Annotated in this window: 10 protein-coding genes and 3 pseudogenes; 1 reads left to right on the top strand and 12 read right to left on the bottom strand. The window is 68.8% G+C overall.

Going from position 1 to position 14,114, the window contains the following annotated elements:
• Nucleotides 1-1,464, bottom strand: a pseudogene (locus BMG07_RS27285) (DEAD/DEAH box helicase); the annotation flags it as partial.
• Nucleotides 1,465-1,763: 299 nt separating this feature from the next.
• On the opposite strand from BMG07_RS27285, the gene ettA reads away from it, so the two are divergent.
• The gene (gene ettA, locus BMG07_RS27280; RefSeq protein ID WP_198087154.1) at nucleotides 1,764-3,425 is read left to right on the top strand and encodes an energy-dependent translational throttle protein EttA; all 1,662 of its coding nucleotides are present in this window, start codon (nucleotides 1,764-1,766) and stop codon (nucleotides 3,423-3,425) included.
• 105 nt (nucleotides 3,426-3,530) lie between these two features.
• Here ettA and BMG07_RS27275 read toward each other — a convergent pair whose 3' ends face one another.
• The 11 genes and pseudogenes from BMG07_RS27275 to BMG07_RS27225 form a co-directional block, all read right to left on the bottom strand.
• Entirely contained in the window at nucleotides 3,531-3,995 is a 465-nt protein-coding gene (locus tag BMG07_RS27275; protein ID WP_198087153.1) for a carboxymuconolactone decarboxylase family protein, read from the bottom strand.
• Nucleotides 3,901-4,422 (bottom strand): MerR family transcriptional regulator, encoded by a 522-nt coding sequence (locus BMG07_RS27270; RefSeq protein ID WP_198087152.1) that lies wholly within the window; start codon nucleotides 4,420-4,422, stop codon nucleotides 3,901-3,903. Before BMG07_RS27270 ends, BMG07_RS27275 begins: the two co-directional genes overlap by 95 nt.
• A 51-nt stretch (nucleotides 4,423-4,473) precedes the next feature.
• A complete protein-coding gene (pabB, locus tag BMG07_RS27265; protein ID WP_198087151.1) occupies nucleotides 4,474-6,258 on the bottom strand; it encodes an aminodeoxychorismate synthase component I in 1,785 nt (594 codons plus the stop codon).
• Nucleotides 6,248-7,623, bottom strand: a pseudogene (locus BMG07_RS27260) (TAXI family TRAP transporter solute-binding subunit). Before BMG07_RS27260 ends, pabB begins: the two are co-directional and overlap by 11 nt.
• Complete coding sequence (locus BMG07_RS27255; protein ID WP_198087150.1) at nucleotides 7,602-8,672, bottom strand: P1 family peptidase; 1,071 nt, start codon at nucleotides 8,670-8,672, stop codon at nucleotides 7,602-7,604. The pseudogene BMG07_RS27260 and the gene BMG07_RS27255 overlap by 22 nt, the downstream one beginning before the upstream one ends.
• Nucleotides 8,673-8,743: 71 nt before the next feature.
• Nucleotides 8,744-9,762: pseudogene (locus BMG07_RS27250) on the bottom strand (acetyl-CoA carboxylase carboxyltransferase subunit alpha).
• Between the two features lie 33 nt (nucleotides 9,763-9,795).
• On the bottom strand, nucleotides 9,796-10,086 hold the full coding sequence (locus tag BMG07_RS27245) for a copper-binding protein (RefSeq protein WP_198087149.1): 291 nt from the start codon (nucleotides 10,084-10,086) through the stop codon (nucleotides 9,796-9,798).
• Between the two features lie 31 nt (nucleotides 10,087-10,117).
• Nucleotides 10,118-10,579: a DUF411 domain-containing protein gene (locus tag BMG07_RS27240; protein WP_198087148.1), complete on the bottom strand. Its 462-nt coding sequence runs from the start codon at nucleotides 10,577-10,579 to the stop codon at nucleotides 10,118-10,120.
• 21 nt (nucleotides 10,580-10,600) lie between these two features.
• Nucleotides 10,601-11,113, bottom strand: a complete 513-nt coding sequence (locus tag BMG07_RS27235; RefSeq protein ID WP_198087147.1) for a plastocyanin/azurin family copper-binding protein — start codon at nucleotides 11,111-11,113, stop codon at nucleotides 10,601-10,603.
• 32 nt (nucleotides 11,114-11,145) lie between these two features.
• Nucleotides 11,146-12,537 (bottom strand): multicopper oxidase family protein, encoded by a 1,392-nt coding sequence (locus BMG07_RS27230; RefSeq protein WP_198087146.1) that lies wholly within the window; start codon nucleotides 12,535-12,537, stop codon nucleotides 11,146-11,148.
• A gap of 1 nt (nucleotide 12,538) precedes the next feature.
• Nucleotides 12,539-14,050, bottom strand: a complete 1,512-nt coding sequence (locus BMG07_RS27225; RefSeq protein ID WP_198087145.1) for a TolC family protein — start codon at nucleotides 14,048-14,050, stop codon at nucleotides 12,539-12,541.
• Nucleotides 14,051-14,114 lie beyond the last annotated feature (64 nt).

Genomic DNA, 14,114 nt, shown 5'->3' with positions numbered 1-14,114 from the left:
GGCGCGCGTGCCGGCCCTTGCGGGCCGCGGCCTTGCGGTGCGCGAGCACCCGGGCCGCGTGGGCCTTGACCCTGGCCCTGGCCGCCGCCATTGGCGCTGCGGCCTTGACCGCCACCCTGGCCGCCGCCACGGCGCTGACCGCCGCCGTTGCCGCCACCGCCGTTGCCGCCACCCTGGCCGGCCTTGTTCTCGCGGATGCGCGACAGCATCTCGGTGCGGGCGCTTGGCGGCTGCCTGCATCACGTCGCGGCTCGGCGGACGGCCGGCGCCGCCCCAGATCGTCTGGCGACCCATGGCGATCGGCTCGGCGCGTTCGCCGTCTTCAGGGCCGAAGCCCTCGATCTTCTGCACGGGAATCGTCTGCTTGGTGAAGCGCTCGATTTCCTGCATGAAGCCTTCTTCGTCCAGGCACACGAAGCTCACGGCCTCGCCGCTCGAACCGGCGCGGCCGGTGCGGCCGATGCGGTGGACGTAGTCTTCGCTGACGTTCGGGATCTCGTAGTTCACGACGTGCGGCAGCTCGTCGATGTCGATGCCGCGGGCCGCGATGTCGGTGGCCACCAGCGCGCGGATCTCGCCGCTCTTGAAGCCGGCCAGCGCCTGCGTGCGGGCGCTCTGGCTCTTGTTGCCGTGCAGCGCCATGGCTTCGATGCCGTTCTTGGTCAGGAACTCGGCCACGCTGTTGGCGCCGAACTTGGTGCGCGTGAACACGAGCACCTGGCTCCACTTGTTCTCGTTGATGATGTGCGCGAGCAGCGCCTTCTTCTTGCCGCGGCCCACGGGGTGGATCACTTGCGTGATGCGCTGCACCGTGGTGTTGCGCGGCGTGACCTGGATGCTTTGCGGGTTCTTCAGCAGCGTGGCGGCCAGGTCGCGGATGTCGTCGCTGAAGGTGGCCGAGAACAGCAGGCTCTGCTTTTCCTTGGGCACCAGCGCCAGGATCTTCTTCACGTCGTGGATGAAGCCCATGTCCAGCATGCGGTCGGCTTCGTCCAGGATCAGCATCTGGACCTGGCTCAGGTCGAGCATGCCTTGCTGCTGCAGGTCGAGCAGGCGGCCGGGGGTGGCCACGAGGATGTCGACACCCTTCTTGAGCTTGCTGATCTGCGGGTTCATGCCGACGCCGCCGAAGATCACGGTCGAGTCCAGCTGCAGGTACTTGCCGTAGGTGCGAACCGACTCTTCGACCTGGGCCGCGAGTTCGCGCGTGGGGGTCAGCACGAGGGCGCGGATGCCGACGCCGCCGAACTTGTTGGTGGCGCTGCGGCTCATGGTGAGCTTGTGCAGCATCGGCAGCGTGAAGGCGGCCGTCTTGCCGGTGCCGGTCTGGGCGCCGCCGAGCAGGTCGTGGCCTTCGAGGACGGCGGGGATGGCTTGCGCCTGGATGGGGGTCGGGGTGTCGTAACCGTGCTCGTGCACAGCCTTCAAGATGGCGGGAGCCAGCTTCAGTTCATCAAAATTCATTGGAAACAATAAGCGCCATACACGGCGCAGTGGCATCGGCCCGCCAGGCGTCTTTGGCGACGCCAAGCCAGTCAAGGCAGATGAAGGTCAGGGGTGGGAGCCGGAAAACCCGTTGCGAAAAAGGGGCTTTCTTCGTCCCCGGCAGAGAGCCGGTGTTGCGGGCAACTGGACCCGGCAACGGTGCCTATTGTCGCATGAGTCGATAATCGGTGGTTGGCCGCGCCCGAATGCCTCGTTCTGGCGCCCGCGCATTTCGCCGCTTTTCCCGAATCTCCGCTACCCAAGGTAACTACCCACACATGGCTCAATACGTCTATTCGATGAACCGTGTCAGCAAGACCGTGCCGCCCAAACGGCAGCTCTTGAAAGACATTTCGCTTTCCTTCTTCCCCGGCGCCAAGATCGGCGTGCTCGGCCTGAACGGTTCGGGCAAGTCCACGCTGCTCAAGATCATGGCGGGCGTCGACAAGGAGTTCGAGGGCGAGGCGCTGCCCATGCCCGGCATGACGATCGGCTATCTGGAGCAGGAGCCCAAGCTCAATACCGAGCACACGGTGCGCGAATCGGTCGAAGAGTCCATGGGCGCGGTGTTTGCCGCCAAGGCGCGCCTGGAAGAGGTCTACATCGCCTATGGCGCCGAAGACGCCGACTTCGACGCGCTGGCCGCCGAGCAGGCCCAGCTCGAAGCCATCATCGCCACCGCCGGCACCGACTCCGAGCACCAGCTCGAAATCGCCGCCGACGCGCTGCGCCTGCCGCCGTGGGACGCGAAGATCGGCCTGCTGTCGGGCGGCGAAAAGCGCCGCGTGGCGCTGTGCCGCCTGCTGCTGTCCAAGCCCGACATGCTGCTGCTCGACGAACCGACCAACCACCTGGACGCCGAATCGGTCGAGTGGCTCGAAGTGTTCCTGCAGCGCTTCACGGGCACCGTGGTGGCCATCACCCACGATCGCTACTTCCTGGACAACGCCGCCGAGTGGATCCTGGAAATGGACCGCGGTCGCGGCATTCCATGGAAGGGCAACTACAGCACCTGGCTCGAGCAGAAGGGCGAACGCCTGGCGCAGGAGCAAAAGAGCGAAGAAGCCCATGCCAAGGCCCTGAAGAAGGAACTCGAATGGTCGCGCCAGAACCCGAAGGCACGCCAGGCCAAGAGCAAGTCGCGCCTGGCCCGCTTCGAGGAGCTGAGCGACATGGAATACCAGAAGCGCAACGAAACGCAGGAAATCTTCATTCCCGTGGCCGAGCGTCTGGGCCAGCAGGTGTTCGAGTTCCACGGCGTGAGCAAGTCCTTCGGCGACCGCATGCTGATCGACAACCTGAGCTTCACCGTGCCGCCGGGCGCGATCGTCGGCATCATCGGCCCGAACGGCGCCGGCAAGTCGACGCTGTTCAAGCTGCTCGCGGGCAAGGAACAGCCGGATTCGGGCGAGGTCGTGATCGGCCAGACCGTGAAGATGGCCTTCGTCGACCAGCACCGCGACGAGCTGGCCAACCAGAAGACCGTGTGGGAAGACATTTCGAACGGCCTGGACATCATCAACGTGGGCAAGTTCCAGATGGCCAGCCGCGCGTACGCGGGCCGCTTCAACTTCAACGGCGCGGACCAGCAGAAGAAGGTCGGCACGCTGTCGGGCGGTGAACGCGGCCGCCTGCACCTGGCCAAGACGCTGATCGCCGGCGGCAACGTGCTGCTGCTGGACGAACCGTCGAACGACCTGGACGTGGAAACCCTGCGCGCGCTCGAAGACGCGCTGCTCGAGTTCGCCGGCACGGTCATGGTGATCAGCCACGACCGCTGGTTCCTCGACCGTATCGCCACCCATATCCTCGCCGCCGAAGGCGACAGCCAGTGGACCTTCTTCGACGGCAACTACCAGGAGTACGAAGCCGACAAGAAGAAGCGCCTGGGCGAAGAAGGCGCCAAGCCCAAGCGCATGCGCTACAAGGCGCTGAAATAAGGCTCGCCCCCAGGCTGCGCGCACTTCGTGTCGCTTCGCCTTCCCCCTACCGGGGGCAACACCTGAGGCCCGGCAAAGCCGGTTCCTCGGTGTTCTGGAATTGGCTCAGGTCGCTTCCGAAAAAGCGCGTGGTTCCGCAAGGGGCCGCGCGCTTTTTTCATCCTCGGCCGCAAACACCTCGCGCGCGGCCGTGATGCCGTTCAGCGCCGCCGGAAAGCCCGCGTACACCGCCATCTGCATGATGATCTCGATCACCTCGGTGCGCGTCACGCCGACGTTCAGCGCGCCCTGGATGTGCACCTTCAGCTGCGGCGCCGCGTTGCCCATGGCCGTGAGCGCGGCCACCACCGCGATCTCGCGCGCGCGCAGGTCGAGGCCGGGGCGCGAATAGATGTCGCCGAACGGAAACTCGATCAACAGGCGGGCGAAGTCGGGCGCGATGTCGGCCAGGCTCCGGACCACCTTGACGCCGCCTTCACCGTCGATTTCCTGCAGCTTGGCCAGTCCGCGCGCGTAGCGCTGGTTGTCGTTGCCGCTGTTGCTGTTGCTTTGGCTGTTCGTGTTCGTCATCGCTCGTCTTTCCTTGCGGGGCTATGCCCGATAACGAGGGACGCCGGTTCGTCTTATCGGCCTTCTTCTCGATCGCGCGGTAGTGCTCGATCTTGAGCGACAGCGCCTGCATCGATTGCTGCAGCGCCGCCACCCGGGCCTGGACTTCGGCGAGGTGCTGCTCGAGCATCTCGCGCCGTTCGCCGACGCTGGCGTCCCCCTGGCTTCGAAGCCCGGCGAAGGCCTGCATGCCCTGGATGGGCATGCCGGTCTCGCGCAGGCGCAACAGGAAAGCCAGCCAGTCCAGGTCGGCGCTCGCATAGCGGCGCTGACCGCCCGGTGCACGGGACACCGCGGCGATCAGCCCGATGCGCTCGTAGTAGCGCAGCGTGAAGGCCGTGAGGCCGGTGCGCTTGGCGACTTCCGCGATGGTCAGGCTGGTTTCCATGGCGTTGATTCTCGAAATTAGAGCGCGCTCTAAGTCAAGCGCTTTGTCGAACTATTTTTGCGCAACGTGCAAATCGGCTTCGAGCCAGCCCCGCAGGCTGTTCATGAAGGCCAGGGCCCGCACGCCAGGCAGATCGTCCACCCGGACGACCGCTTCGGCAAGCTGGCCGCTGTGCAGGCGACTGGCGCGGCCGATGCCGCTGAGCAGCCCGCAGCGCAGCGGCGGCGTGACCCAGCGGCCGTCGCCGAGCAGCAGCGCGATGTTGCCGCGCGTGCATTCGGTGATCTCGCCGTCGCGGTTCCAGAGCAGGGTGTCGAACATGCCCGGAGCCGTGGGTGCGAAGGCCTCGTAGTGGGCGCGGCGCGTGGTCTTGAAGCGGGTGAAGTCGCTGCCCGATTCATCGAATGCGCGGTCCGCCAGTTGCAGCTGCACGCGCGCAGGCGCCGCTTCCATGGCAAAGGCTTCGGCGCGGGGCGTGCCATGGGCATCGAGCAGCAGGCGCACGCGCCATGTGCCGCTCGGGTGTCGGGTTCGAAGGCGGTGCAGGCATGCGGCGACAGGCTCTTCGTTCCACGCACGGCCGAAGTGCTTCGCGGCAGTCGCCATGCGCGCGAGGTGCGCCGGCGCATCGCGCAATTCGCCTTCCACCAGCGCCAGCGTCTCGAGCAAATCGAAAGACGGGCCCACGAGGCCTCCTTGCGCGCGGGACAGGAAGGCGCGCTTGTGCCGCCATTCTTCCCACTCGGCATCGGCCCGGGCATCGGCCGTGATGCCGCTGCCGATGCCGCAGCGCGCCTCGGCGCCGCGCAGCGTGACCGTGCGGATCGGCACGTTGAAGGTCGCATGCCCGCCGGGCCGCACGACGCCCACCGCGCCGCAATACACGCCGCGCGCCTCGGGCTCCAGCGCGCGGATCAGCCGCATCGCGCTGACCTTGGGCGCACCGGTGATCGAGCCGCAGGGGAACAGCGCCGCGAACACATCGGCCAGCGCCATGCCTTCGCGCACCCGCGCTTCGACGTCCGACGTCATCTGCCACACGGTGGGCAGCGCCTCGGTGTGAAAGAGCCGGGGCACGCGCACGGAGAAGGGCTGGGCCACGCGCGACAGGTCGTTGCGGATCAGGTCCACGATCATCACGTTCTCGGCCCGCTCCTTGGGCACGGTGCGCAGCCGCTGCGCCAGCGCCTCGTCTTCGGCCGGCGTGGCGCCGCGTGGCGCCGTGCCCTTCATGGGTCGCGCGAGGATGCGTTCGTCCTGCCAGTCGAAGAACAGCTCGGGCGACACCGACAGCACCTGCTCTTCGCCGCTGTCGATGAAGGCGGTGTAGCCGTCCGGCTGCGCCTGCCGCAACGCGAGGAACCAGTCGCGCGCGTTGCCCTGGAAAGCGGCATGCAACGCGGCGGTGTAGTTGATCTGATAGAGCTCGCCGTCCGCGATCGCGCGGTGAATGGTCTGCATGCGCTGGTCGAAGGACTCGCGCGACAGGCTGCCTTGCCAGTCGATCGACGGTGCGGCGGGCGATGCTTCGGGCCAGGGCTGTGTTTCGTCGTGCACGCCGAACCACGCCAGCGGCCCGTCGGCTTCATGCACGGCGAACGCGGGGTCGAACGCCGAGGCTGCCTCGTAGCGCAGATAGCCCACGCACCAGCGCCCCTCGCGTGCCATCGCCTCGACCGCCTCCAGCACCGGCCGCACTTCGGCCGGGGTGCGCGCCACCAGCACGCGAGAAGGCGCGCCGAAAGCCACGCGCAGCCGGCTCGCGCCGTCGCCGCGCGGCTGCGCGAAGTCGATCAGCGTGCCCGGACGCGGCGGCGTCTTTCCCTCACCCGGCATTGTTCGCCGCAACCACCGGCTCGGCCTCGGGCGTCCCCCGGGCCAGCACCCGCTTGCGCACCGCGTAGATGTTGTTGCGCAGCGCATAGAGCTCGTCGGCATACGACAGCGGCACCGCCACCTTGTTGACGGTGCGGTCGAGCTGGTCGAGGTCGTCCAGCAGCGTCTTCTGCTCGCCTTGCCGCGAATCGACCCTGGCCTCGATGTCGCGCAGCCGTGCATACCAGCGGAACACGCGGCGGCGCACGCGGAACTGGTACAGCGGGGGCACCACGCGGCTCAGCGGCAGCATCAGCACCAGGAGGCCGCCGAGCACCAGCCACATGCGCTCGACCAGGTTGCTGGCCCAGAAGGGCAGGTAACGCTGCCACACCGGCGGCGTGCCGTTGATGGCGCGGTCGCCCTCGGGGCTCACGGGCAGTTCGCTGGTGCGCGTGTTGGGGAAGTCGCGCGCCCGGTTGAACCAGCCCGCGCCGCTGTGCACCGTCTGCGCGGCCTGCGCGAACAGCTGGCGCAGGGCAGGGTGGGTCTGCTCGCGCGACAGCAGCGACGTGGTGGCCGCGAGCAGCGACACGTCGTGCGGCGGCAGGTCTTTGGCCAGGTCGACCACGCCGCGCGGCAGCGTCACGCTCGACAGGAACGGAAAGCGCCGCGAGTAGGCGTCGGCCTGCCCGAAGTCCATCAGCTTGATGTCGTCCGAGCGCAGCAGGTGCTGCACCTGCGGCGACTGCGGCGCCGAAGACAGCACGATCGCGTCGAGCAGCCCGGCCTCGAGCGCGGCGGCCGCGGCGCCCTGTTCGAGGTTCGACAGCAGCAGGTCGTCGGGCCCGAGCTTGTTGGCCTTGAGCAGGCGCTCCATGATGTCCGGCAGGCCGCTGCCCGGCAGGTCGACGTTCACGCGCAGGCCGCGCAGTTGCGCGAGCGAGGTCAGCGTGCTGGTCTTCTTGTCGATCTTCTGCGCCGTGTCGGTGCGGTAGAACAGCCAGATCGGCTCGAAGAACAGGCTGCCCAGCGAATTGAGCCCGGCCTCTTCGTCGGCCACCGGGTCGGCGCTGCCGCCGCGCACGAAGCCCACGTCGCGCCGCCGGTGCGCAGCAGCTGCAGGTTCTCGGTCGAGCCCGAAGTCGGCTTGAGCTCGACCTCGATGCCCGTGTGCTTGAGCGCCTCGGCATAGCGCTTGCCGAATTGCGCGTAGGCGCTGCCCGTCGGGCCGGTGGCCAGCGTCACGTGCTTGGGCGGCTGCGGCTGCAGCCACCAGTAGGCCGCGACCAACAGGCCGATGACCAGGAACACGATCGGCCCCGCCGAGGCGATCAGGTCGCGGATCGACAGCAAGATGAGCTTCAAGGTTCTGGGGAACGCCATGGGGGTCTCTTCCGTGTTCGTTCAGCCGCGCGCGCGCCGAGGTCGGCCACGCAGGGAATGTAGAGGTCGCCGACCGCCACGGTGCGCGCGGCATGCACCGCGCGCAGCGTGGCGATGGCCACCGCCTCGGCCGCCATGGTGCTCAGCACGGTCATGCCGGGGGCGTCGCCGTCCAGCGGCACGCGGCCGGTGGCCAGCGCGAACAGCGTGTCGCCGTCGCTCATGGTGTGGACCGGGTTGATGGCGCGGGCCAGGCCGTCGTGCGCCACGTTGGCCAGGCGGTTGGCCTGCACCTTGGTCAGCACGGCGTCGGTCGCGATCACGCCGATGGTGGTGTTGGTGCCCGCGAGCAGCGGCTTGGGCCGCTCGCCGCGCAGCAGGGCGCGGCGCGTGTCGAACAGGGCGTTGCCGTCTTCGGTGCGCGCGCCGGCCACGGGCTGGCCGGTGTTGTGGTCGATCACGTCGCCCAGCGAGTTCACGGCAATGAGCGCGCCCACCGTGACGCCGCCGACCTTGACCGACGCGGTGCCGACGCCGCCCTTCATCGCGCGGTGCGCGCCGAAGAGCTTGCCCACCAGCGCGCCGGTGCCCGCGCCGACATTGCCTTCGGCCGGCGCGGCGGTGCTCGCGGCTTCGCAGGCGGCATAGCCGGCGGCGGCATCGGGGCGGATGCGCGCGTCGCCCATCGGCAGGTCGAACAGCACGGCGGCCGGCACGATGGGCAGCGTGCCGAAGCGCACGTCCATGCCGATGCCGTGCTCTTCCATCCAGCGCATCGCGCCGTCGGCGGCCGCCAGACCCCAGGCGCTACCGCCCGCGAGCATCACGGCATGCACCTGCTGCACGAAGTTGCCGGGCGCGAGCAGGTCGGTCTCGCGCGTGCCGGGCGCGGCGCCGCGCACGTCCACACCGGCCACGGCGCCTTCGCGCGCCATGATCACGGTGCAGCCGGTGGGGCGGCGGGTGTCGGAGAAATGGCCGACTTCGATGCCGGCGACGTCGGTGATGGAACCGGCGGAAGGGGTGTGTGCGGAAGAGGGGGCGGACATGGCGGCCGATTATGAGACCGCGCCTTCGTGACAGTCGCCCCGACAGTTGCAAGAAGTAGTTTCTTGTGTCGTCAGCGCCCGCCTGCGCTGGCCTTGATGTCGACGAAGCGCCCGTAGCTCTGCAGCTTCTCGTAGCGCTGGTCGACCAGCGCTCCGGGCTTCAGGTCGGACAACTGCCGCAGCGCGTCGCCCAGGGCGCGCTTGAGCGAGGCCGCCGCCTGCTTCGGATCACGGTGGGCGCCGCCCACCGGCTCGTTCACGATCTTGTCGATCAGGCCCAGGGCCTTCAGGCGCGGGGCGGTGATGCCCAGTGCCTCGGCCGCGTCCTGAGCCCGCTCGCTGGTCTTCCAGAGAATCGAGGCGCAGCCTTCGGGGCTGATCACCGAATACACCGCGTACTGCAGCATCAGCATCTGGTCGGCCACGGCAATGCCGAGCGCACCGCCGGAGCCGCCTTCGCCGATCACCGTGGTGATGATCGGCACTTCGAGCTGCGCCATTTCCAGGATGTTGCGGCCGATGGCCTCGGACTGCCCGCGCTCCTCGGCGTCGATGCCGGGGTAGGCGCCCATGGTGTCGACGAAGGTGAACACCGGCAGGCCGAATTTCTCGGCCGTCTTCATCAGGCGCAGCGCCTTGCGATAGCCCTCGGGCTTGCACATGCCGTAGTTGCGCAGCACCCGCTCGCGGGTGTCGGCGCCGCGCTGGTGGCCCAGCACCATGCAGGGCGTGCCGTTGAAGCGGGCCAGACCGCCCACCAGTGCCATGTCGTCGGCGTAGTGGCGGTCGCATGCAGCTCGACGAAGTCGGTAAAGATGGCCTGGATGTAGTCGAGCGTGAGCGGCCGTTCGGGGTGCCGCGCGATCTTGAAGATCTGCCAGGGCGTGAGCTCGCCGTAGATGTCCTTGGTGAGCTGCTGGCCCTTCTTGTCGAGCTGGTCGATTTCCTGCGAGATGTCGACCGCGGAACCTTCCTGCATCGATCGCAGGGCCTCGATCCGGGATTCGAGTTCGGCAATGGGCTGTTCGAAGTCGAGATAGCTTCGTTTGGGCAAGTTCTGTTCCTGTGTCCGGCGTGTTCGTCGCCGCATTCTAGGGAAGCGGCGACGGGCCCCCGGCCGGACTCAGTTCGCCGGGACGATCGACAGCACGGTCAGCGCGCCGTCGACCTTGTCGGCCGTGAACTGCACCTTGTCACCCGGCTTCACCTTGCCGAGCAGCGCGGGGTCGCTCACGCGGAAGACCATCGTCATGCCGGTCATTTCGAGGTTGGGAATGTCGCCGTGCTTCAGCGTGATCTTCTTGGCGTCGGTGTCGACCTTGCGCACTTCGCCCTCGACGGAGGGCAGCGCGGCCTGGGCGAAGGCGGCCGTGGCGAGCAGGGCGGCGCACAGTGCGGTGAACAGTTTCTTCATGATGTCTTTCGTTGGTTGGGTTGGTGGTGGTTCAGCGATAGCTCTGGAAGACGCGCGTGCTGCCGTCGGCCAGCACCAGCAGCACGTCGTAGGGATCGCGCTGGTCGCCGTAGGCCGGGCCGTCCATGCCCGGCGAGCCGACCGGCATGCCGGGCACCGCGAGGCCGACGGCCTTGGGCTTTTCCTTCAGCAGGCGCTGCACCTCGCGCGCGGGCACGTGGCCCTCGATGGCGTAGCCGCCGACCCGCCCGGTGTGGCAGGAGCCCAGCTTGGCCGGGATGCCCAGCCGCTCGCGCGCGGCGCCGTTGCCCTCGTCGTGCACGCGGGTCGCGAAGCCGTTCTTGTTGAGGTGCTTGACCCAGTCCTGGCAGCAGCCGCAGTTCGGGTCTTTCCAGATCTCGACCATGGGCGCGGCGGCCAGGGCCGGCAGCGGCAGGGCCGCCGCGAGCGCCAGCAGCGGGGCGGCGCGTTTCAGCAGGGTTCGTCGTTGCATGGGGTGCTTTTCCTTTCGTCTTCAGGGCTTGGCGGCGGCGGCCAGCACGCGCACGCGGCCGGCCATGCCGAGTTCGTAGTGGTCCTTCACCAGGCAGGCAAAGTCGAAGTCGCCCGCGCGGTTGAAGGTCCAGACCATGTCGCCGGTCTTGCCGGCGGGCACGTGCACCATCCACGGGTCGTCGTGTTCCATGTCCGGGAATTTCTTCATCATGGCGGCGTGCGCCTCGATCTCGGCCGTGGTGCCGAGCACCAGTTCGTGCAGCTCCTTGCCGCGGTTCTTCAGGCGCAGGCGCACGGTGTCGCCCTCGTGCACCTCGATGACCGACGGCGTGAACGTCATGTCGTCGGCCATCGCGATGTCGATGGTGCGTTTCACCGCGCCGGGCTTGCCCGCGATGCCCCAGGGCTTCTGCTCCGGCGCGAGCGCGGCGGCGCCGGGCGGCTTGGGGGCGTGGCCTTCGTGCGCTATCGACGCGGTGGCGACGGCCGCGAGCGCCAGGCACGCGGCGACGGATTGAAGTGTCTTGTTCATGGTGTGGGTTCCGGATGAAACGGTGTGGTGAGTCAGTGGTCGTGGCCGCCGCCGCCCGAAGGCTTGCGCACGGTCGCGTCGGCGTCGCCGCCCTTGGTGGCCGCGGGCGCGTTGCGCGTGGCCGGCGGCACGTTGGCCCCCGGCACCTCGCGCGCCACCGTGCCCGCCGGGTGCTTGAACCAGCCGGGGTCGCTGTAGTCGCCGGGCTTCTGGTCGCGCCGCACCTTCAGCAGCGTGAACATGCCGCCCATCTCGGCCGAGCCGAAGGGGCCGGTGCCGGTCATCATGGGCACGGTGTTGTCGGGAATGGGCATTTCCATCTCGCCCATGTCGGCCATGCCCTTGTCGCCCATCACCATGTAGTCGGGCACGAGCTTGCGGATCTTCTCGGCCACGCCCTTGTGGTCGACGCCGATCATGGTCGGCACCTCGTGGCCCATCGGCCCCATCGTGTGGTGCGCCTTGTGGCAGTGCAGCGACCAGTCGCCTTCCTCGTCGGCGATGAATTCCATCTGCCGCATCTGGCCCACCGCCACGTCGACCGACACCTCGGGCCAGCGCGCGGTGCGCGGCACGGGGCCGCCGTCGGTGCCCGTCACCTCGAACTCGTGGCCGTGGATGTGGATGGGGTGGTTGGTCATCGTGAGGTTGCCCGCGCGAATGCGCACGCGGTCGCCCTTGCGCACGTTGAGCGTGTCGATGGCCGGGAACACGCGGCTGTTGAAGCTCCAGATGTTGAAGTCGGTCATGGTGTTGACCTTGGGCGTGGCGCTGCCGGGCTCCACGTCGAAGCTGCCGAGCAGAAAGCAGAAATCACGCTGCACCGGCTCGATGAGCGGATGGCTGCGCGCCTCGCGCGGATGCGTGACCCAGAAGCCCATCATCCCCATGGCCATCTGCACCATCTCGTCGGCGTGCGGGTGGTACATGAAGGTGCCGGGGCGGCGCGCGGTGAACTCGTAGACGAAGGTCTTGCCCGGCGGAATGTGCGGCTGCGTGATGCCGCCCACGCCGTCCATGCCGTTGGGCAGGCGCTGGCCGTGCCAGTGCACGGTCGTGTGCTCGGGCAGGCGGTTGGTGACGTAGACGCGCACGCGGTCGCCCTCGACCACCTCGATGGTCGGGCCCGGCGACTGGCCGTTGTAGCCCCACATGTTGACCTTGAAGCCGGGCGCCATTTCGCGCATCACGGGTTCGGCGACGAGGTGGAACTCCTTGACGCCGGCGTTCATGCGCCAGGGCAGCGTCCAGCCGTTGAGGGTGACGACGGGGTTGTAGGGGCGGCCGTTCGGCGGGTTGAGCGGTGGTGCGGTGGCGGTGGAGCTTTGCGAGACGGGCTCCGGCAAGGCGGCCATGGCCACGCGGCTCACGGTGGTGGCGGCAACGGCCGTGGCCGCGCCCGCGAAGAAATTGCGACGGTTCATGTCAGTGGCCTCCCGCCGCGGGTGTTTCGTTGGCGGCCGCGGTCTGCAGCGCCGTCATGCCGCCGGGCGAACTGCCCGTGAGCACCAGTTGCAGGTCGGTGTCTGCCAACCAGAAGTCGCGCTGCGCCTCGATGCCCGAATTCACGGCGAGCATGCTGGCGCGCGTTTCGCCGAGCAGTTCCCACACGCTGGCGAGCATGCCGTTGTAGCGCAGCACCATCTCTTCGTTGACCTTCTTGCGCAGCGGCAGTACCTCGTCGCGGTAGCGGCGAGCGATGGCGTAGGCCGTGTTCCAGCCCTGCCACGCTTCGCGCGCCTCGCTCGCGGCCAGCACGCCCACGTCGCGCACGCGCGCGGCCGATTGCAGGTACAGCGCCTCGGCGCGGCCGTTGCGGGCCTGGCCCCAGTCGAAGATCGGAATCGGCAGGTCCAGCTCGAAACCGCGCTGCGTGCTGCGCGAGCGGTCGGCGCCGTTGTCGAACTTGCTGTTGCGCGCGATGCCGATGTCCATCGCGTTGATCACGCTGGTGGCGTGCGTGAGGCCGAGCGAGCCGGCCACCGCCGTGTTCTGCGCCTGCGCCGAGCGCACGTCGAGCCGGTCGCGCAGCGCTAGCGCCTGCACGTCGCCGAGCTCGGGCGCGGCCTTGGGCAGGGCCGGCAGGCGGTCGGGCAGGGTGTAGGCGGTGCGCTCGCCGCTCAGGCCGAGCAGCCGCGTGAGCTGCTCGCGCGAGGCGACGGCCGCCTGCTCGGCGCGGGCCAGCTGCGCGCCCGCGTCGGCCAGCAGCAGCTGCTCGCGCGTGCGTTGCAGCGCGCTCCAGTTGCCGACCTGGGCCATGCGGTGCGCGAGTTCGGCACCGGCTTCGGCAGCGTCTTTGGCGTCGCGCAGGTACGCCACGCTCTGCTGCGCGGCCACCGCGCGGACCCAGGCGCGGCGTGTGTCGGCGGCCAGCACCAGCACGCTCTGCGCGGCCTGCAGCTTGGCCGACTCGTGCCGCTGGCCGGCCCAGCGCGCCTGCCACGGCAGCGTGATGAGGCCCACCACGTTGAAGCTCAGCAGGCGGTCGATCTCGCGCTCGCTGCCCTGGGTCAGGCGGCTGAAGGCGAACACCGGGTTCGGCAGGCTCGCGGCCTGCACGCGGTCGGCGTCGCTCAGCTGCAGCGTGGCGAAGGCGTCCTGCACGCGCGGGCTGTTGAGCAGCGCGATGCGCACGGCCGCCTCGGCATCGAGCGGCTGTGCGAGCAGCTCGCCGACGCGCTGCCGAGACGCCTCATCGGGTGTGCGCTGGGCGGCGGCGCCCGCCATGAGCGGGTTGCCCGCGACCAGCGCCTGCACGTCGGCGGTGCCGCCGTCGGACGAGAGGCTGGCGCAGCCGGCGAGCACCAGCGCGGCGGCCAGCACGGTCGCGGTACGGATGAATGAAACGGAAGGTGTGCGGCCGCCGGGCGGACGCGGGTGGCTACACGCTCGGTAGCGATGGGTGCCGGCAGGCTGCCGGCCAAGGATGGGGTTCACGCTCGATCTCCATGAGCAATACGACGGACGCCGCGAGCCGCAAAGGGCTCACCGCGGACGGACT

Origin of the sequence: Variovorax sp. E3, from assembly GCF_016082275.1 — a bacterium.
Taxonomy (GTDB): Bacteria; Pseudomonadota; Gammaproteobacteria; order Burkholderiales; family Burkholderiaceae_C; genus Variovorax.
The sequence above is the reverse complement of the archived record's forward strand: the minus strand, read 5'-3'. Positions and strand labels throughout refer to the sequence as shown.